Here is a 19451-nt window from a genome sequence, read left to right as displayed (position 1 = left end):
CGCACAATGGCGGATGCGGTGGCCGAGACAGAATTCCCCCGGGGGATCGGCAAGGTAGCGACGCGAGAGCTGGCGGCGCACGGCTATACCAGCTACGCACAGCTCACCCAGGTCAGTGCGAAACAACTGCTGGCTATCCACGGCGTCGGACCCAAGTCCATCCGCATCCTCGGCGAGGAACTGGCGGCCCGTGGGCTCGCCTTCGCCGACTGAGGTGCCGGTCAGGCTTCCATCTTCTTCACCACGCGCTGCACCGTGAGCCAGGTGCGGGTGGTGATGTCCTTGCCGTAGGTCTTCTCCAGCCGGGCCATGAAGTCGGGGGTTGCGCCGGTGCTGTTGTCGAGGACGGTGAGGAAGGCGCGGGCCTTGCGGTCGTAGCCGATGACGCGGGTGAGGGGGTCGTCGTCGAAGGCTTTGGTATCGGCTTCGCGCATCTTCGCCTTGAAGAAGGTGACGGTGAGGTAGGAGCCGCGTTCGTGGGGGAGGCCTTCGAAGGGGTCGCGGTCGAGGAGCGCGCGCAGTTCGGAATGACTGCGGATGATGGTGCCGCCGGGGATGCCGAGTTCGGCGTTGAGTGCCTGCTGAATGCGGGCTTCCAGGTCGGCGGGGTCGTCAGCGGTGCGGAAGACGACATTGCCGCTCGTGAGCACCGAGGCGACCTTCTCGAAGCCCAGCCCCTCGAACACCCCCCGCAATTTCTCGTTGCGCATGTTCGGGTTGGTCGGCATGATCCCCCGCAGCAACGCCGCATAACTCTCCACGGGCTGACCGTACCGACCCCCACCGACAGACACTTCGCTTCCGACGCCCGTGTCCGCGAAATGCTAGGTCTCGGCCGCAGCCTTCTTCTTGCGCTCGATATCGGCCAGCGCCGCCATGTAGGCCTCGCGCTCCTCGGCGCTCGCATCCCAGGCGACCTTGCGGTTCTTCACGACCTTGGCGGGAGCGCCGACGGCGATGCTGAAGTCGGGGACGTCCCCACGCACCACCGCGTGCGCGCCGAGCACGCACCCACGCCCCACCCTGGTATCGCGCAGCACGGTGACCTTGGCCGCGATCCAGGTGTCGGGACCGATGCGCACGGGGCTCTTCACGATGCCCTGGTCCTTGATGGGCATGTTGATGTCGTCCATGCGATGGTCGAAGTCGCAGATGTAGCACCAGTCGGCGACCAGGGTCGACTCACCGATCTCGATGTCGAGGTAGGTGTTGACGACGTTGTCCTTGCCGAACACCACCTTGTCGCCGATGCGCAGCGAGCCCTCGTGGCAGCGCAGGGCGTTGCCGTCACCGATGTGTACCCAGCGGCCGATCTCCATGCGCGCGAAGTCCGGGGTCGCGTGGATCTCCACATTGCGGCCGAGGAAGACCATTCCGCGCAGCACGATATGCGGGTTGGCCAGGCGGAACTTGGCAAGGCGGTAGTAACGCACCAGGTACCAGGGCGTGTAGGCGCGGTTGGCGAGCACCCAGCGCAGCGAATCCCTGGTCAGAAATCGGGCCTGCTGCGGATCGCGGCGGCGTGATCCACGCCAGCGCGCGCTCAGCGGCGCGCCCCACATGCTCGTCACGAACTACTCTCCCGTCATGATCCGCCGGGCCTGCCCCGGGGATTCGGTCGTCGGGTACACAGAGTACTTTCGCAGGGCACACTTACCGTGCCATACCCCGATAACACAGGGAGATCAGCAGGTGCGAACTCGGACTCGCGTCGTTGCCTCGCTCGCTGCCGCCGGTGTGGTGGCGCTGGCCGGGTGCGGTACGGATGTGGACGACATCACCGTCGGTGCCGGAAAGGGTTGGCCCGCAACGCATCACGACGGCGGCAATGCGAGCAGCAGTCCGGTGTCGGGGGCGGAGTCGGTGTCGCTGAGCTGGTCACGTCCGGTGGGTGGCCCGATCGCCCAGCCGTTGACGATCGGCGCCGACGGCCAGATGTTCGTCACCACGAGCACCGGCAACTGCGCGATCTTCTCGTTCCAGATGCTCACCGGCCGCAAACGCTTCTGCAACCCGCTCGGACCGTCGACGATCGAAGCGCCGACCGTGCTCGACGGGGTCAGCAATGTCTACGTCGGTGACGACGGCGCGGTGAATTCGTTCAACTACCTCGGCCAGCCGCGCTGGCGCACCCCCGTCGCGGGCGTCCCGGTGGCCATCCAGTTCACCGGCGACGGCAAGCTGCTGACGGTGACCCAGTCCGGCCAGGTCGACGTCCTCAGCCGTCAGACCGGCGGTCGTGAGGTGCCCACGGTGCAGTTGCTCGGCGAACCCGACTTCCTGAAATACCCCGGTCTCACCCGCCCCGCCTCCGGCGACGGCCTCGACGACTGCCAGGTCGGCGGCCCCCGCTGCGCCGTCGCGAATACCACCGCCGTCGACCCGTCGACCGGCCGCTTCTTCGTCACCGTCTGGGAGCCGGGCAAGCAGGCCGCCGCCCTGCGCGCGATGCGCTACGGCAACGGCACCGTGACCCAGGAGTGGAGCGCCGAGATCCTCACCGGTGGCAGCGCGACCAGCCCGACCCTGTCCGCCGACGGCGACACCGTCTACATCGGCGACAACAGCAAGCGCCTGATCGCCCTCGACACCGCCGATGGCGCCACCCGCTGGGTTCAGCCCCTGCCGTGGGCCCCTCGCGGTGGCATCTCCGTCGCGGGCGATCTGATCATCCCGGCGGGCGACGACGGCTACCTGACCGCACTGCGCGACAACGGTGACAAGGGCGAGATCGTCTGGGAGCGCAAGGATCTCACCCTCCGCGGCACCCCGGCGCAAACCGCGGGCGACATCGGCTACACCGTCGCCGCCATCGGCGCGGGTCTGAATCTCATCACCTTCGACACCGGCACCGGCAACACCGTCGACTCCGACCCACTTCCGGCGGCCACCGGCACCACCACGGGTACCTCCATCGGCCCCGAAGGCGAAGTCGTCGTCGCCACCCGCCTCGGCGAGATCTTCGCCTTCACGCCGGACGCCTGACCGGGTCCACCTCAGTACGGGTTGGCTCGGTCCTGCCAGCGCGCGTCGAGTTCTGTCGCGCGCTGCCGGGTGAAGGAGATGCGCGTGGGGTCGCCGTCGGCGGTGTAGCGCTGGTCCGGGTTCGCGGCGAGCCAGTCCAGCCAATAGACCGAATCGAACGGGACCGCACCCCGGCCCGATCGGATGCGCGGCACCGCGCCGGGGTCGACCGCGCCGTACGGGGCCGGGGCGGGGTTGGAGCCCACCAGCATCACGGCGTCGAAGCGGTAGGGGGTGCCGTCCCAGGCGCCCGCCGTGGCCAGCGCGTGATCGCGGGGAAAGACGCCGAGCGGTAGCGCCATGGTGCGTACGGTGACGCCGGGCGCGGCCGTGGTCACCGCGCGCACGTTCTGCACGAGTTCGCGTTGCACGTTGTCGGCGTCCAGGCTCGCGAGGTTGGCGTGATCGGCGGTGTGCGCGCCTATTTCGTGGCCGTTGGCGATCAGCCATGGCAGCGCGCGCGGGTCGCCGCCGAAGGGTTCGTTGTTGACGTAGAAGGTGGCCACCGGCCGGAAGTCCGGGTAGCGGGCGCCGAATTCGGCGAGGATGCCCGCGGCACTGTCCGGGGCCACCGCGCCGGAGTCGGTGAAACCGACTTGGCTGCTGGTGGAATCGTCGAAGGTGAGCACCACCGGGTGGGTACCGGCAGGCAGGTCGAGGTCGCCCGCGATGTAGTGCGCGGCGGTCACCGGGCGATAGTTCTCGCGGTACAGCCGTTCCAGTTCGTCGCGGAACTCCGCCGGGGTCTGGTCGTATTCGCCTGCCGGGTTCGGTGCGATCTGGTGGTACATCAGCACCGGAACGAATCCCAGTTCGTTGGCGGCGATCTCGGCCGGATTCGGTGGTGCGGGTTTCGCTGTGGTCACGGGCGCGGCCGGTTGACCCGTCGACACCGCTCCGTTGTCCACCCCGGCACAGGCCGTGAGTGCGGCGGCCAGCGTTATCGCCGACGCGAGCCACAACATTGTGTTCGAACCGCCCATCATCAATGCGATATTACGCCGCGGCGACGGATTACAGTCGATCTATCGATACCGAGTACACCCTCTCGGAACTGCGAAATAGTTGGCGCGTCAATGTTTTTGGAAGGCGGTGTTGACGTTGGGATTGCAGCTCCGATGGGCCGATCGACGGCGATGGATGGCCCCGGTGATCGGTGTCGGTCTCGCGGCGTTGATCGTCTCCCTGGTGGCCGGATTCGCACTGAGTAGATCGGCCGAGTTGCCGTCCGCGGATACCGTGCCGCCGACGCTCCGGATGGCGCCGCCCGAGCCAGTGAGCTCCTATCGCGCGCCGGTCGTGGTGCGCGGCACCGCCGTCGACGCGGTGCGCGTATCCATCGGACCGGATTCGGTGGTCCCCGCCGCCGACGGGACATTCGAGCTCTCGGTGCGATGGGCCCCGGCTTTCGAGGTCGTCGCGGTGGACGCCCAGGGCAATCAGGCCAGCAGCACCCTGGTCACGCAGAGCGCGCTGCCGAGGATGCGCGCGGTGCACGTCACCGCGCACGCCTGGTCGCACGAGGGCCTGCGCGAAGCTGTCCTCGACCTCGCCCGCGAAGGCCGTATCGATACCGTGCAGCTCGATATCAAAGACGAGGACGGCGTGGTCGGCTACGCCTCCCAGGTACCACTGGCTGTCGAATCCGGCGCCACCGCAGCAATTTACGATGCCCCGGCGGCCCTGCGGCAATTGCACGACATGGGCCTGCAGGTGGTCGGCCGCATCGTCGCGTTCCGCGACCCGACTCTCGCGAGCTGGGCCTGGCACAACGGACGGCCCGACTGGGTTGTCCAGAATCCGTCCGGGCAACCCTATTCCAGCCACTACGGACCGGTCGCGTTCACCAATTTCGCCGATCCCGAAGTGCGGCAATACAACATCGCTCTCGCGGTGGAAGCCGCACAGCTCGGCTTCGACGGCATCATGTACGACTACGTCCGCCGCCCGGACGGCAGCCTGACCAGCATGAATTTCGCCGGACTCGCCACCACGCCCGCCACCGCGGTCGCGGACTTCCTCGCCGAGAGCCGCTACCCCGTGCACCTGGCGGGCGCGCACCTGAGCGCCGCGGTCTACGGAATCGCCTCCACCCGCCCCGACGAGATCGCCCAGGACATCCCCCTGATGTCGCGTAGCGTCGACTTCGTGGCGCCCATGATCTACCCATCGCACTGGGGCGCCGGCGAATACGGCGTCGCGAACCCCAACGCCCAGCCCTACGACATCGTCTTCCGCTCACTGCAAGACTTCCGAGCGGCCACTGCGGGCACCGGCGCGAAAGTAGCCCCCTGGCTTCAAGACTTCAGCCTCGGCGTCACCTACGGCGACGCCGAACTCCGCGCCCAGATCGACGCCACCCGAGACGCGGGCATCGACAGCTTCTTCCTCTGGAACGCCGCCACCCGCTACCACGGCGGCGGCCTTGTCCCTACCTTTCCTGACCCGCTCCCACCCCGATGACCGAGAACAAGCGAGCGGGTTGCCAGGTATTTGACGCGGCCCACTTGAATCCGATCGGGTCGGTCTTGCGCACCACGCGCCTGGTGGTCGCTACGCTGCGGGTCGGCGCCAGCGCTGTCGCTTCGGCACAATGAGTCCGGCGCGACGGTCGTGGGGGTTCGGTGTTCTCGTCCAAGACCCGAAATCGGTTGCCGCCCGGACAATCCGGACTACCGGGACTATGTCAGGCCTTTCCGAATCGCTGGAACGCAGCCTGGCGGGTTGTGTCCAATGCCGTGCCGATGACGGTCCAGGAGTTACCCTCCGTGTGCGCATCCCGCAGTTCTGCCTCGGCTTCGGCGATTCTCTTCCGTGCGGCGATGATGCGGCGGAACTGAGTCGCGTCGGTCGCGGGGGTGGTGGCCGGATACAACTGATCGAGGCCGGTGTCGTCGTTACGGGGCGCGGTGGTAAGGCTTTCGCCGGGATCCGGGCGCTACTTCGGATCTCGTTCCGGGAGTGGGCGTTCCACGATGTCGGGGCGGCCGAGGGAGGTGCGGACTCGGCGTTTGGCGGCGGAGTAGACCTGGGCGGTTTCGGCGGCCACTACGTCCCAGGCGAAGTCGGCGGTGAGGCGTGCTCGGGCCGTGCGGGCGCGGGCCTGGGCGGTGGCCGGGTCGTCGAGGACGGCGCGGGTGGCGTCTACCAGGCCGTCGATGTCGGCGGGGGCGAAGGAGGCGCCGGTGACGCCGTCGATCACGGCTTCGCCGAGGCCGCCCGCGGTGGAGGCGATCAGCGGTACGCCCGCGGCGGCGGCTTCCAGGGCGACGATGCCGAAGGGTTCGTAGCGGCTCGGCAGGACGATGGCGTCGGCGCCGTGCAGCCAGCCCAGGAGTTGTTCGTGGCCGAGGCTGCCGACGAAGTGGACCGCGCGGGCGACGCGGTGGACGCGGGCGCGTTCACGCAGCCACTCGAACTGGGTGCCGATGCCGGCGATGGTGAGCGTGGTGCCGGGGTGGGCGCGGCGGATGCGGGGGAGCGCGGCGATCGCGTCCTGCACGCCCTTCTCGTACTCGAGGCGGCCGACGTAGAGCAGACGCGGCGGACCGGAGCGGGGCGCGCGAGGACGGAAGGTCCACGAGCCGACGTCGATACCGTTGCGGATCACCGTGATCGGGGGAAGTTCGGGTCCGTAGAGGCGTTCGACCTCGTCCTCCATGGAGGACGAACAGGTGATGAGCTGATCGGATTCGTTGGTCAGCCACCACTCGACCGAGTGAACCTGCTTGTTGACCCGGCCCGAGACCCAGCCGCTGTGCCGCCCGGCCTCGGTGGCGTGGATCGTCGAGACGAGCGGCACGTCGTAGTACTCGGCGAGCGCGATCGAGGGGTGCGCGACGAGCCAGTCGTGCGCGTGCACCACATCGGGCGTCCAGCCCTCGCCCACACCGGGCTTGCCCAGTGCCACTCCGGCACGCACCATCGCGTGCCCCATCGCCAGCGTCCAGGCGAGCATGTCCTCGCCGAAGTCGAAGCACGGCGGGTCCTCGGCCACCGCGACGACGAGCACGCCGTCGGCGATGTAGGAGTGCGTGGGGTGGGTGACCGAGTCGGTGCCCGTCGGCCGGCGTGCCAGGACGACGACCTCGTGACCGGCCGCGGCCAGCTCGACGGCCAGGTGATGCACATGCCGACCGAGCCCACCGACCACGACCGGCGGGTACTCCCACGACACCATCAAAATCTTCATGCGGATCCTTCAACGGCGGCCGACGGGACAGCGGTCGGCAACCGCCGCGCGTCCAGACCAGGGAAGAATCCGTCGGCCATCGCCCATCCTGCCGCGAGACGGGTCGCTTTGGCGAACTGTCCGGCGCCGATCGCCTCGGCGAGCTCGCGGACGGCGTGCGCGTGTTCATGCGCCCGGTCGCGGGCGTACCCGGCGGCGGAGTCCTTGCTGACCATGAACGCCCAGTCACTGGACACGGTGAGGATCGCCTCACGCAGCAACTGATCGGCGACCGGGTCGCGCAGGGAGCCGTCGCGACGCACCTTGTCGAGGGTGTCCAAAGCCAGGCGAACGATGTCGGCGTTGAGCTCGACGAGGTCGGCCACCTGGTCGCCCGCCCACACCCGCCAGTCCTTGCCTGAACCCCACGAAGAGTCGTTGAGCTGCACGGGTTCGCCGACGAAGCCGTTCTCGCGGGCATCGGCGAGGGTGCCGACCCGCACGCCCGCTTCGGGCAGAGCGCGCAGCACCTGCTCGAGCCACTGCGGCCCCTCGTGCCACCAGTGCCCGAACAGTTCGGTGTCGAAAGCGGCCACCACGAGGGCGGGCCTGCCGATCCGCGCGGACTCCTCGATCAGCCGCGCGCGGACGGTCTCGACGAAGTCGGCGACGTCGCGGGTGACCGCTTCGGCCGCCAGTTCGGGATCGTAAGGGGCCTTGTCAGGACCGTCGACGGTCTTGCCGGTGACGCGGGAGGGTTTGAGCCCGGTCGCGTGGTCGTAGTGATGGAAATCGCGGTAGGCGCTCTGGCCGGGGTAGCCCTGTTTCGGCGACCAGACCCGGTAACTCACGGCCAGGTCGCGCCCGAAGGCGAGGACCTCGGAATCGCGGACCGGCCTGCCGAGCGAGGTGTCACCGCGCAGCGACGGACCGTCGACCATGAAGTGGGTGATGCCCGCGGCGTCGTAACCGCGTTCCATGCCGGGGGTGTAGCCGCATTCCGGCGCCCAGATGCCCGTCGGCGTGGTGCCCCAGCGCAGTCGCGCGTCGGCCAGGCCCTCGGTGAGCTGGAACTGGCGCAGGCGTGGGTCGAGCAGCGGCTGGAACGGGTGCGCGAGGGGTCCGCCGAGCAGTTCGATCGCGTCGGCGTCGATCAGCGAACGCCATACCGGCGAACCGCCGTGCTTCCAGTTCTGTTCGAAATCGGCCAGCGCTGTCGCGGCGAGCCGATGTTCGTGACGACCCAGCGCCACGTTGCCCGACATCGACGCCTCGTCGGCGCGCAGCTGCCAGTTGCCCAGCCAGTGGTGCATGCCCGCGAGGCAGTGCGGATCGTCGAGCTGCGCGGCGAGCACCGGCGTGATGCCGAGGCTGAGCAGATGCGAACGCCCTTCGGCGGCAAGATTTTTCAGCGCCCGAACCAACGGCAGATAAGACGCGGCCCAGGACTGGTAGAGCCATTCCTCGCCGACCGGCCAGCGCCCGTGATGGGCGAGCCAGGGCAAGTGGGAGTGCAGGACCAGCGTGAACTGACCCGGCACGGCGGAGCGGGAATCGGTCAATTTCTTGCCTGCCCGACCTCTGCCTTTGCGGCGATCGCGACCAGATCCAAGCTCGCGTCGATATCGCCTTCGCGCAGGTCGAAATCGTCGATGGTGACGGCGGCGACGTCGGCGGTGAGGTCGGCGGGCCACGGCTCACCGGCCAGCGCGCGCTCGATCTGGGCGTCGATGAACGACCCACCGTGCTTGGCGTCCAAGGCTTTCAGGCTCGCGCCGTGGTGCACGCCCAGCATCTCGGAGACGGTGAACCCGGCCTCGACGAGCAGTTCGGTCAGCTCGGCGGCACTGAGTTCGCGGGTGTGGAACGGGTTGAGCGGGGTGTCGCGACCGGGGGAGAAGGTGATCCGATTCGGGGTGCTGATCAGCAGCACGCCGCCGGGGCGGAGCACGCGCAGGCATTCGCGCAGGAACTGTCCCTGGTCCCAGAGGTGTTCGATGACTTGGAAATTCACCACGACGTCGACGGATTCGTCGTCGAGGGGCAGCGCGGCCAGGTTGCCCTGGATCATCTCCACGCGCGGGTAGCGCGCGCGAACGTGCGCGACGGCGCTCTCGTCGTAGTCCAGACCCGTGACGCGCTGGGCGACGCCCGCGATCATGTCGGCGCCGTAGCCCTCGCCCGCGCCCGCCTCGAGCACGATCTTGTCGATGCAGCGGTCGAGCAGCCGGGCATAGGCGATCTCGTGCCGACGGAACCAGTAGTTCTCCTCGGCGATGCCGGGCACCGTCCGCTCGCCGGTCAACGGCAGTGGTTCATGTGTTGCGGCCACGGGTGCGGCAGGGATCACAGCCTCGCTCATTGGTCCGAGGTTACTGGTACCGCCGGTTCACGCAGGAGTCAGGGACCTCTTGCGCAGGTAGGTTACCCACGAGTAACTTAGCGTAGGGTAGTGTTCCGATCTGAGCTAGATATCTCACACGGACGTACGGCTGAGCTCGTGCGGCCCCACCACACACGTGTCCCCAGAAGGAGGTCGACGAAGACCGATGCCGAACATCGTCGTACTCATCAAGCAGGTCCCCGACACCTGGTCCGAGCGCAAGCTGACCGATGGTGACTACACCCTCGATCGCGAGGCCGCCGACGCGGTGCTCGACGAGATCAACGAGCGCGCCGTCGAGGAAGCGCTGCTGATCAAGGAGGCTCAGGGCGGTGAGGTCACCGTGCTGGCCGCCGGTCCCGACCGCGCCAACGAGGCCATCCGCAAGGCGCTGTCCATGGGCGCCGACAAGGCCATCCACATCAACGACCCGGCGATCCACGGCTCCGACGCCGTGCAGACCGCCTACGTGCTGGCCGCCGCGCTCGGCCAGGTCGAGGGTGTCGAGCTGGTCATCGCCGGTAACGAGGCCACCGACGGCCGCGCCGGTGCCGTGCCCGCGATCATCGCGGAGTACATCGGCATCCCGCAGCTGACGCACCTGCGCAAGCTCACCGTCGACGGCGACAAGATCACCGGCGAGCGGGAGACCGACGAGGGTGTCTTCAAGCTCGAGGCGTCCCTGCCCGCGATCGTCTCGGTCACCGAGAAGATCAACGAGCCTCGCTTCCCCTCCTTCAAGGGCATCATGGCCGCGAAGAAGAAGGAAGTTCTGGTCTTCACCCTGGCCGACCTGGGCGTCGACCCGGAGACCGTCGGTGTCGCCAACGCGGGCACCAAGGTCACCAGCGCCACCCCGAAGCCGGCTCGCACCGCGGGCGAGAAGATCGCGGACGAGGGCGAGGGCGGCAACCAGATCGCGTCCTACCTCATCGGTCAGAAGATCATCTGATCCGGCGCCGTCCGAGACTTCTAAGGAGAAAGAACTAATGGCTGAAGTACTTGTGCTCATCGAGCACGCCGACGGTGCCGTGAAGAAGGTCAGCACCGAACTGCTCACCGCCGCCCGTGCGCTGGGCGAGCCCGCCGCCGTCGTGACCGGCCCCGCCGGTACCGCCGACAAGCTGGCCGCCGCGCTGGCCGCCGGTGGCGCCGAGAAGATCTATGTCGCCGAGTCCGACGACATCGAAGGCTTCCTGGTCACCCCGAAGGTCGACGTCCTGGCCGGCCTGGTCGATTCCGCCGCGCCCGCCGCCGTGCTGGTCGCCGCCACCGCCGAGGGCAAGGAGGTGTCGGGCCGCCTCGCCGCGCGCATCGGCTCCGGTCTGCTCGTCGACGTCATCGGCGTCAACGCCGACGGCACTGCCGTGCACTCCATCTTCGGTGGCGCGTTCACCGTGGAGGCCAAGGCCACCGGCGACGTGCCGGTGATCTCGATCCGTCCGGGCGCCATCGAGTCCGCTCCGCAGGCCGGCGCGGGCGAGCAGGTCGTCGTCGAGGTTCCGGCGCAGGAAGACGGCGTCGTGAAGGTCATCTCGCGTGACCCGATCGTCGGTGGCGACCGCCCCGATCTCGCCGAGGCGAGCATCGTGGTCTCCGGTGGCCGCGGTGTCGGTTCCGCCGACAACTTCTCGGTCGTCGAGGCGCTGGCCGACTCGCTGGGTGCCGCTGTCGGCGCCTCGCGTGCCGCCGTCGACTCGGGCTACTACCCGGGCCAGTTCCAGGTGGGTCAGACCGGTAAGACCGTCTCCCCCCAGCTCTACATCGCACTCGGCATCTCCGGCGCTATCCAGCACCGCGCCGGCATGCAGACCTCGAAGACCATCGTCGCTGTCAACAAGGACGAGGAAGCACCCATCTTCGAGATCGCCGACTACGGCATCGTGGGCGACCTGTTCAACGTCTCCCCGCAGCTGACCGAAGCGGTCAAGTCCCACAAGGGCTGACCACCGTCCGGTCGATTCGACCTCGGCCCGCGAAACCTGTTGCTGCGCCAGCGCAGCCCGGTTTCGCGGGCCGTTGTCGTATGCGGTGGACTAGCATATGCGTATGTCCCCGCCCGATGTCGAGCGTGCTGACCTGCCGGAATACATGACTTCGTGCCGCCGACACGGTTCTGGTCGGCGAGGTGCTGTCGCCGTCGAACACCCCTGCCGAAATGGAAGCGAAGAAGGCTCGATATGCGGGTGCCGGAATCCCGTCGTATTGGGAAGTCGACCTGACGCCGGATCTGACCGGTATCGGAGCCCTTCGCGTGTACGTCCTCGAGGTCGGTCACGCCGAACTCCCACCCGGCGTACGCCCGCTCCGCAACGCGAACTATCTATTGGCAGGCCAATGGACCCCCGATTCCTGCGCGGGCATTTCCTTCCCGTACCCCTTCTCGCTCGAGATCCCTTGGACCGCACTGGCCTTCTGAGTGGTCGACTTCGGAACATCGAGCGGTGACTGTGCCGAAGTCCGCCACTGTCGCGAATGCGTGTGGCGCAGGTACTTCGGTGGACCTCGCCGTCGGCGGGTAGCGTGCGAGTCGTGTTGGAATCGGGGGCGGGCTTCGCTGGATATCGCTTGGAGCGGGTGCTCGGGCGAGGGGGGATGGGGACGGTCTATCTGGCCGAGCATCCTCGGTTGCCGCGCAGTGTCGCGCTGAAATTGTTGAATCGGGAGTTCTCGGCCGATCAGGAATTGCAGCGGCGGTTCGAGCGGGAGGCCGATGTTGTCGCGCAGCTGGATCATCCGAGCATCGTGGGGGTGTACGACCGCGGCCGCGACGACGGGTATCTGTGGATCGCGATGCAGTTCATTCGCGGAACCGATGCCGCCACATGGGATTCGCGTGCGCACGAGCCCGGGGTCACCGCACGCCTGATCGGCGAGACGGCGTCGGCGCTCGACTACGCCAACCAGCACGGAGTGCTGCACCGCGACGTCAAGCCGGGCAATATCCTGATCGCCGAGGCCGAGCACGGACGCGAAATCCGTGCGGTACTCACCGATTTCGGGATCGCTCGGGTCGCCACCGCCAACACCCAACTCACCGCCACCGGAACCTTCACCGCCACCCTCGCCTACGCCTCACCCGAACAACTCTCCGGCGAGCTCGTCGACCACCGCAGTGACCAGTACTCGCTGGCCTGCACCCTGTTCGCGATGTATGCCGGGCATCCGCCCTACACCGCGACCAACCCCGGCCAGGTAGTAGCGGGACACCTGTCGCACCCGGTACCGCGACTCACCACGGTCCGAACCGATCTGCCGCCCGCGGTCGACGATGTCATCGCCCGCGCGATGGCCAAGCGGCGTGACGAGCGCTTCAGCAGCGCAACGGAATTCACCGATGCGATCCGGGATGCCCTCGAGGGCAAACATGTCGCCGCGCGGACCCTGCGTCAGCCGTGGACCGCCCCCGCGCACCAGGTCCCCGGATCCGGTGAACACGCGCAGCGACCGTGGACCGATCCTGCCCAACAGTGGCACGGCTCCAGCGGACATCCGCAGCAGCCCGCCCTCCCGGCGCATGGTCACGATGTACGGCAACACAGTCCACAGGCGCAGGGCTCCGGTGGGCACCTGCAACCGGGCTGGGGGCCTGCGGAATACGGTGCACCGGTGGGTGATCCGCGGATGTACCCGATGGCGGCGGGCCCTCAGTGGTACCCGACGCCGGTCGGTGGCCCGGAGCCGTCGAAGGCCACCGCGTTCTTCGTCGGCATCGTGACACTGCTGTTCAGTCTGGCGATCGCCGCCTTCCTGGTCTACGGCATCACCGAGACACTCGAGGAGATCGACGAGGGCAAGGATCCGAGCGGATCCTTCATGGCGATCGCGATTCTCACGGTCGTCGTCGCGTTCACCGGCAGTGGCGCCGTCCTGCTGCTCTGCGCACGCACCGCCGGTCGTGTCATGTCGATCATCTCGGCGGTGCTCGTCGGGCTCTTCGCCCTCTTCGGGGTCATCGGGTCCGCAATCGGCGAGGTCTATGCCGCGACCGCAGCCGCCGCCGCGGTGTTCGTGCTCGCGGCGGCGTTGGTCGGTTTCGCTGCGTCATCGTCGACCGGGCGCTGGATCCGGTACCGCAAGGCGGTGCGCGAAAGTCGGTGGCGATGAGGGGAAGCGGCGTGCGCGGTGGTCAGTAGGGTGGGTTGATGTCGTTGGGGCGTCTGCCGGTGGTGTTGCCGTCCTCGGTCGAGGACACGGTTCGCGCGGTGTTCGGGGCTGCCGGGGCACGATGGATCGATGAGTTGCCCGGTGTCGTGGCGGGGTTGGCGGCTCGGTGGGGGCTGACGGAGTTCTCCGCGCCGTTCGGTGGCGGAACGCATGCCTATGTCGCGTCCGCGCGGCGCGAGGACGGCGCGTGGGCGGTGTTGAAGGTGCCGATGGTCGACGAGGAGAACCTCGCCGAGGCCACCGCCCTGCACAGCTATGACGGCGACGGTGCGGTCCGGCTGCTCGATTTCGATCCGGACAGCGGTGCGCTCCTGCTCGAATGGGCGCGTCCGGGAACAGAATTGCTCACGCAGCCGGGGTTCCCCAGCCTGGAGGGTCGACCGGAGAACGCCGACAAGGTGGCGTTCGCCTGTGGGCTGTATCGCCGACTGCGGCGACCCCCGACCGCGACTCCTGTCGGCTTCCCGGAACTACCAGAGGTCACCGACATCGTGGCAGGTCTCCGCGCACGCCTGGCCGATCCGGAACCCGCACTGGCCGAACATATCTCACCGCTGCTCAGAGAGCGGGTAGCGCACTGGTGTGCCGAATTGAGTGAGCCGACCGGCGACCTGCTGATCGTCAACCGCGACACCCACCTCGGCAATATCGTTGCCGCCGAACGCGAACCGTGGCTCCTGATCGATCCGAAACCCTGTCTTGGCGAAGCCGCCTTCGACGCGGGCTTCCTGATCATGATCCAGGTGCAGTCCACGCCGACCCCCGAGCACGCGGGCGCCGTCGTCGCCACGACCGCGCGGCACCTCGATGTCCCGGTCGACCGCGCGGGCGGCTGGGCCTTCCTGCGTGCGATCGAGGAGATCGTCTGGTCGGTCGAGGACGGCGACGACGAAACTCTGGCACTGCACCTGGCGGTCGCGACGGCGCTGGCCGACGATCCATGGCGATCCGGCGACCCGACCTGAGCGGCCGGACCACACGCGAGGTCGCTCACGGTCGGTGCAGAGCGTCCAGCAGGGTCTGCACGATCGGATTCTCCCTGGCCTCCTCGCGCAGGACAGCCGACACCGGGATGCGCAGGCGGTGGTCGGTGAGGTCGAGGGTGAGCAAACCCTTCGTCGGGCCCTCGTAGAGGATCGTCCAGGATTCGGGACGGTTGAGCAGTTCCATCGTGGCGGTGTGGTCGGGCGGGATCGGCGGGCCGAAGGTGGGGCCGGTCGGGAGGTCGGCGAACGCCGAGCGGATCAGTGTGTGCAACAACACCTGTTCCTGCTCGGGCGGGAGCAGCAGGGGATAGGGGCTCAGATCGGCGAGGGTGACCGCGCCGCGCTCGGCCAGCGGATGACTGCTCGAGATGGCGATCACCAGGTCCTCGACCCACAGCTGCTCCACCGCGAGACCGGGCTGGTCGACACTGCCGCGGATCAGCGCCAGATCGCAGTCACCGTCGGACACCGCCGTGATCCGCTGACGGAACGGTTTAATCACGTACTCGATCTCGGCGTCGGGGTGCGCGGCCCGCGCGGTGGCGATCGCCGACAGCGACGGCGCGGCGAAAGACATGTTCGCGGCCAGGCGAATGCGCGGTCCGGTGGTGCGCACGGCGGCCCGGATCGCCGATTCCAGACTCAGCATCTGCTTGGCCAGCGGCAGCAGCCGCAGGGTCGCGTCGGTGGGGACCACGGCGCGGGTAGTGCGCTCGAACAGTTGCGCGCCGAGGTCACGTTCCAGTCTCGCGATCTGATGGCTGATCGCGGACTGGGAGATGAAGCACCGGTTGGCCGCGCGGCTGAAACTGAGCTCCTCGCAGACGGCCACGAAGTAGGCCAACTGTCGAAGTTCCACCAGGTACCTCCCATTGATTAGTTATGCAGATAAGAGTCATCTCTATTATGCGCCCAGGCAGTGGAAACATCTTCGTTCCGCATCGCGTTTACTCATAGGAAAGGATTTATTACCGATCTGGAACGCGATCTTGGAGCGAGTGATCATGGAACACACAGATGTCGTCATCGTCGGCTCGGGCTTCGGAGGCCTGGCCGCAGCCAAGCAACTGGCCAAGTCACGAGTCGGTGTCGTGCTGATCTCGAGCACACCCGAGCACCTGTTCCAGCCGCTGCTCTATCAGGTGGCGACCGGTGTGCTCGCACCCGAGGAGATCGCGCCGCCGATCAAGAACGTACTGCGCCGCCACCCCGAGATCGACGTCCGGCTCGGCAAGGTCACCGGCATCGACGCCGACAACGCGGTCCTCACCTACGAGACCGCCGACGGCCCTCGGCAGATCGCCTACGCCTCGCTGATCGCCGCCACCGGCGCCAGCCAGAGCTACTTCGGCCGCGACGACTTCGCCGAGAAGACCTACTCGCTCAAGACCATCGACGACGCTCAGCGCCTGCGCGACCAGATCGCCCACGTGTTCGCCCTGGCCGAGAACGCCGACGAGGTGACCAGGCACCGGCTGCTCAGCTTCGTGGTGGTCGGCGCGGGCGCGACCGGCGTCGAGGTGGCGGGCCAGATCAAGGAACTCGCGAAAAGGCACTTCCACCAGCAGGTTTCGGTAACGCTGGTCGAGGGCGCCGACACGGTGCTGCCGCCCTTCGGCGGAGGGCTCTCGGAATACGCGAAGCGCTCGCTCACCGACAGCGGCGTGGAGGTGCTGCTCGGCACCTTCGTCACCGATATCGACGAGGGCAAGGTGACGGTCAAGGACAAGGAGGGCATGGAGCGCCGGATCGCCGCCGAGACCGTGGTGTGGTCGGCGGGCGTGCAGGTCGGCGGCTTCGCGACCCTGCTGGCCGAGGCCACCGGCGCCGAGACCGACCGCGCGGGCCGCATCCTGATCAACCCCGACCTGACCGTCGGCGGCCACGCCGACATCTACGCCATCGGCGACATGACCTCGCTCAACGGCTACCCCGGCCAGTCGCCGGTCGCCATGCAGGAAGGTCGCCACGCCGCCGACATCATCCGTCGCAAGAAGGACGCGGGCACGCCGTTCGTCTACTGGGACAAGGGCAGCATGGCCGTGATCAGCCGCTTCAGCGCGGTGGTGAAGCTCAACGAGCGCGTCACGTTCAAGGGCACCATCGCCTGGGCGATGTGGCTGGCCGTGCATCTGATGTACCTGGTCGGCTTCCGCAACCGCTTCGCGGCGGTGGCGGGCTGGCTGGTCGCGTTCATCGGAACAGCGCGCCCGGGCTTCGACGAGATCGAGCGCGCGGAGGTCGATCGTACGAAGGTCGAGCCCGTCAAGGCTGCGCCGGCGAAGGCCGATCGCACGGATGACGCCGCCGAGGTGACCGACAAGGAGCGGGTGCACGTCTGATCCGGCCCACGAAACAGCCCGCCGAGGAATCGGCGGGCTGTTGTCGTCGCGCGACCCTCGAAATACCCGATCGCGCACCGGGTCCAGCGCCGAAATCGGTCGTGTTCGGCTAGAAACCCGCAGGTGGGCGAACGATGGGCAGCGGGTCGGTAAACGCCCGGTGTGACCCCCATCTCGTTCACCGAACGGGCATCGGCACGACACTGAAGTGTCGCTCCGATGCCAGCTCGGGCTGGCTTCATCAGCAGTATGACAATTTCGTCCGTGTTGACCGCCCCGGCGCCGGACTCCGGGGTGGGGAAATCTCGGTACTCCTTGGTCGTCGCGTCTGATGCCGAGCACCGGGAAGCCGCGCAGCGACTGCGCTACCAGGTGTTCGCCTCCGAACCCGGTTTCCAGATGCCGGAGAACAGCACCGGCCTCGATGCCGACAGGTTCGACGAGCACTGTGACCACCTGCTGGTTCGGGACGAGTTCTCCGAACAGTTCGTCGGCTGCTACCGCATGCTGCCGCCGGACAAGGTCGACGCGGCGGGCGGGTACTACACCGCCACCGAGTTCGATCTGACCCAGCTCGATCCCACGGGCAACCGGATCGTGGAGATGGGCCGGGCCTGTGTGGTGCCCGATCACCGCAACGGCTCGGTGCTCACCCTCATGTGGGCGGGCATCCTGCACTACATCCAGCTCACCGGCTACGACTGGGTGATGGGCTGCGTGTCGGTGCCGATGCAGGATTCGCCCACCGATCCGGCCGGGGTGAACGTGCGCGGCGTGCGCGACCAGCTGCTCGGCCGCCACGCCTGCGACCCCGAGCGTCGCGTGCACCCGTACAACCCGGTGATCGTCGACGGACTCTCGCTCGACCAGATGATCCCGCCGAGTCGTCCCAAGATGCCGCCGCTGTTGCGCGGCTACTTACGCCTCGGCGCCGAGATCTGCGGCGAACCGGCACACGATCCCGATTTCGCCGTCGCCGACTTCGTCGCGCTGCTCGGCATGGAAACCATCAACACCCGGTATCTGGAGCGGCTGCAGAGCGCGGCCGCCAATTTCGACGGGAAGTAAAACCATGGTGTTCGACGCGCCGCCCGCAACGCACTCTCATTCGTGGATGCCGTCGAGCCCCTGTGGTTCCGGCTGCATCGAGCCGATCGACGAGGTCGGCACCGCCAGGATGTTCGCCCGCCTGGCCGGAATCGCCGGGCTGGTGCTCAGCTTCCCGGTGTTGACCGTGGCCACCCCGAAGTCGCGCCGCGAACAGGTGCAGCGTCGCTACGCCAGGGCGGCGCTGGGTTGCCTCGGGATGCGGCTGCGCATCATCGACAACCGTGCGCCCGAGCAGGGCGCGTCGGCGGAGGGCTTCGCCGATACCGGCACCGCGGTGATGATCGTGGCCGGGCACATCGGCTGGGCGGATGTGGTGGCGCTGGCCGCGGTCCAGCCGGTCAGCTTCGTCGCCCGCGCCGACATGGTCGAATGGCCGCTGCTGGGCAAGCTGGCGAAGCTCACCCGCGTCATCCCGATCGAGCGGGCACGTCTGCGTGAGCTGCCCGGCGTGGTCGCGCAGGTGGCCGATCGGCTGGCCTCCGGTAACCGGATCGTGGTGTTCCCCGAGGGTACGACGTGGTGTGGCCGGGCCTACGGCTCGATGCGGCCCGCCATGTTCCAGGCCGCCGTCGACACCACCACCCCGGTCCAGCCGGTGCGTCTGCGCTACCTGGACAGCGACGGAATGCCCTGCACCGTACCGGGTTTCGTGGGCAGCGATACCTTCGCCGATTCCGCGAAGCGAGTACTGCGCAGCAAGGGCATGGTCGTCGAGATCGTGCTCGAGCCGCTCGAACATCCCGGAGTCGACCGCCGGGACCTGGCCCGGCGCTGCGAGACGGCGGTGCGCGGCACCGACCGTTCCCGCCACGGGGTAGCCGATACCCAGTGGATCGAAGCGGGCAACACCCGCGTGCAGGACCCCTCGATGGCGGAGCAGGAGCAGATTCGCCGACCGGTAAGGGCTACTGCCTGGTAACCATTTCTGGTCGCATTCATCGACTGCCGGAGGCCGTGTGCGCGGTCTCCGGTTTTGTCGTTTGTGTCGGGCGAATCGTCACAGATAGCCAGGTCCATGGTGAGGCGGCGCCTCGGCGGAATGTGAAAATCTCGCGTCCGCTCGAATGTCCTTCGCCCCGCGTATGACCTGCGTATGAGCTGTGTAACAAACTGTTCAGTCGGCTATACCCAGCGATTTGTGAGTTGAAACGACCAAATTGCCACGACGTCAAAATTGATGAGATATTTGCGGTACCGTCACGCAGGATTTTTCCGATACCCCCGTGTAGCCGAAAATCCAGGCGACGTGAGAGATGCGCGATCGCATG

Annotated in this window: 18 protein-coding genes; 11 read left to right on the top strand and 7 right to left on the bottom strand. The window is 67.7% G+C overall.

The annotated features are described in order from the left end of the window. The first annotated feature begins 6 nt into the window (after window positions 1–6). A complete protein-coding gene (locus ASD42_RS08235) occupies window positions 7–213 on the top strand; it encodes a helix-hairpin-helix domain-containing protein (protein ID WP_056812271.1) in 207 nt (68 codons plus the stop codon). 8 nt (window positions 214–221) lie between these two features. Here ASD42_RS08235 and ASD42_RS08230 read toward each other — a convergent pair whose 3' ends face one another. After that, window positions 222–761, bottom strand: coding sequence for a DUF1697 domain-containing protein (locus tag ASD42_RS08230; RefSeq protein ID WP_082843880.1), 540 nt, complete (start codon window positions 759–761; stop codon window positions 222–224). A 63-nt stretch (window positions 762–824) separates the two neighbouring features. Further along, a complete protein-coding gene (locus ASD42_RS08225; protein WP_056812268.1) occupies window positions 825–1571 on the bottom strand; it encodes an acyltransferase in 747 nt (248 codons plus the stop codon). A gap of 121 nt (window positions 1572–1692) precedes the next feature. Here ASD42_RS08225 and ASD42_RS08220 point away from each other — a divergent pair, with 121 nt between their 5' ends. Further along, window positions 1693–2985 carry an outer membrane protein assembly factor BamB family protein gene (locus tag ASD42_RS08220; RefSeq protein ID WP_056812265.1) on the top strand — a complete coding sequence of 431 codons (1293 nt, stop codon included), beginning with the start codon at window positions 1693–1695 and terminating at the stop codon, window positions 2983–2985. A gap of 11 nt (window positions 2986–2996) precedes the next feature. Here ASD42_RS08220 and ASD42_RS08215 read toward each other — a convergent pair whose 3' ends face one another. Then, complete coding sequence (locus tag ASD42_RS08215) at window positions 2997–4010, bottom strand: polysaccharide deacetylase family protein (RefSeq protein WP_056812262.1); 1014 nt, start codon at window positions 4008–4010, stop codon at window positions 2997–2999. A 163-nt stretch (window positions 4011–4173) separates the two neighbouring features. Here ASD42_RS08215 and ASD42_RS08210 point away from each other — a divergent pair, with 163 nt between their 5' ends. Then, window positions 4174–5487, top strand: a complete 1314-nt coding sequence (locus ASD42_RS08210; protein WP_235569346.1) for a putative glycoside hydrolase — start codon at window positions 4174–4176, stop codon at window positions 5485–5487. A gap of 475 nt (window positions 5488–5962) precedes the next feature. Here the strand turns inward: ASD42_RS08210 and ASD42_RS08200 are convergent, their stop codons facing one another. The 3 genes from ASD42_RS08200 to ASD42_RS08190 are packed head-to-tail and all read right to left on the bottom strand — an operon-like array spanning window position 5963 to window position 9557. After that, on the bottom strand, window positions 5963–7216 hold the full coding sequence (locus ASD42_RS08200; protein WP_056812252.1) for a glycosyltransferase family 4 protein: 1254 nt from the start codon (window positions 7214–7216) through the stop codon (window positions 5963–5965). Beyond that, window positions 7213–8757: a 1,4-alpha-glucan branching protein domain-containing protein gene (locus ASD42_RS08195; protein ID WP_056812250.1), complete on the bottom strand. Its 1545-nt coding sequence runs from the start codon at window positions 8755–8757 to the stop codon at window positions 7213–7215. Before ASD42_RS08195 ends, ASD42_RS08200 begins: the two co-directional genes overlap by 4 nt. Beyond that, window positions 8754–9557: a class I SAM-dependent methyltransferase gene (locus tag ASD42_RS08190; protein WP_056812247.1), complete on the bottom strand. Its 804-nt coding sequence runs from the start codon at window positions 9555–9557 to the stop codon at window positions 8754–8756. Before ASD42_RS08190 ends, ASD42_RS08195 begins: the two co-directional genes overlap by 4 nt. A 187-nt stretch (window positions 9558–9744) precedes the next feature. Here ASD42_RS08190 and ASD42_RS08185 point away from each other — a divergent pair, with 187 nt between their 5' ends. The 5 genes from ASD42_RS08185 (at window position 9745) to ASD42_RS08165 (ending at window position 14710) form a co-directional block, all read left to right on the top strand. Then, window positions 9745–10530: an electron transfer flavoprotein subunit beta/FixA family protein gene (locus tag ASD42_RS08185; protein WP_056812244.1), complete on the top strand. Its 786-nt coding sequence runs from the start codon at window positions 9745–9747 to the stop codon at window positions 10528–10530. Window positions 10531–10567: 37 nt separating this feature from the next. After that, window positions 10568–11524 (top strand): electron transfer flavoprotein subunit alpha/FixB family protein, encoded by a 957-nt coding sequence (locus ASD42_RS08180; protein ID WP_056812241.1) that lies wholly within the window; start codon window positions 10568–10570, stop codon window positions 11522–11524. Between the two features lie 170 nt (window positions 11525–11694). Continuing rightward, on the top strand, window positions 11695–11997 hold the full coding sequence (locus ASD42_RS08175; RefSeq protein WP_268793523.1) for a Uma2 family endonuclease: 303 nt from the start codon (window positions 11695–11697) through the stop codon (window positions 11995–11997). A 113-nt stretch (window positions 11998–12110) separates the two neighbouring features. Next, window positions 12111–13685, top strand: a complete 1575-nt coding sequence (locus tag ASD42_RS08170) for a protein kinase domain-containing protein (RefSeq protein ID WP_084787118.1) — start codon at window positions 12111–12113, stop codon at window positions 13683–13685. A gap of 38 nt (window positions 13686–13723) precedes the next feature. Next, on the top strand, window positions 13724–14710 hold the full coding sequence (locus ASD42_RS08165; RefSeq protein ID WP_235569344.1) for an aminoglycoside phosphotransferase family protein: 987 nt from the start codon (window positions 13724–13726) through the stop codon (window positions 14708–14710). A gap of 25 nt (window positions 14711–14735) precedes the next feature. On the opposite strand, the gene ASD42_RS08160 is transcribed toward ASD42_RS08165, so the two are convergent. Next, window positions 14736–15590 (bottom strand): LysR family transcriptional regulator, encoded by an 855-nt coding sequence (locus tag ASD42_RS08160; protein WP_056812236.1) that lies wholly within the window; start codon window positions 15588–15590, stop codon window positions 14736–14738. Window positions 15591–15735: 145 nt separating this feature from the next. Between ASD42_RS08160 and ASD42_RS08155 the strand changes: the two genes are divergently transcribed. From ASD42_RS08155 to ASD42_RS08145, 3 genes are all read left to right on the top strand, one after another. Beyond that, complete coding sequence (locus tag ASD42_RS08155) at window positions 15736–17073, top strand: NAD(P)/FAD-dependent oxidoreductase (protein WP_084787042.1); 1338 nt, start codon at window positions 15736–15738, stop codon at window positions 17071–17073. 249 nt (window positions 17074–17322) lie between these two features. After that, window positions 17323–18141 carry a GNAT family N-acetyltransferase gene (locus tag ASD42_RS08150; protein ID WP_056812233.1) on the top strand — a complete coding sequence of 273 codons (819 nt, stop codon included), beginning with the start codon at window positions 17323–17325 and terminating at the stop codon, window positions 18139–18141. A gap of 46 nt (window positions 18142–18187) precedes the next feature. Continuing rightward, on the top strand, window positions 18188–19102 hold the full coding sequence (locus ASD42_RS08145) for a lysophospholipid acyltransferase family protein (protein WP_235569343.1): 915 nt from the start codon (window positions 18188–18190) through the stop codon (window positions 19100–19102). The last annotated feature ends 349 nt before the right edge of the window (window positions 19103–19451 follow it).

This window comes from Nocardia sp. Root136, from assembly GCF_001427185.1.
Lineage (GTDB): Bacteria > Actinomycetota > Actinomycetes > Mycobacteriales > Mycobacteriaceae > Nocardia > Nocardia salmonicida.
The sequence above is the reverse complement of the archived record's forward strand: the minus strand, read 5'-3'. Positions and strand labels throughout refer to the sequence as shown.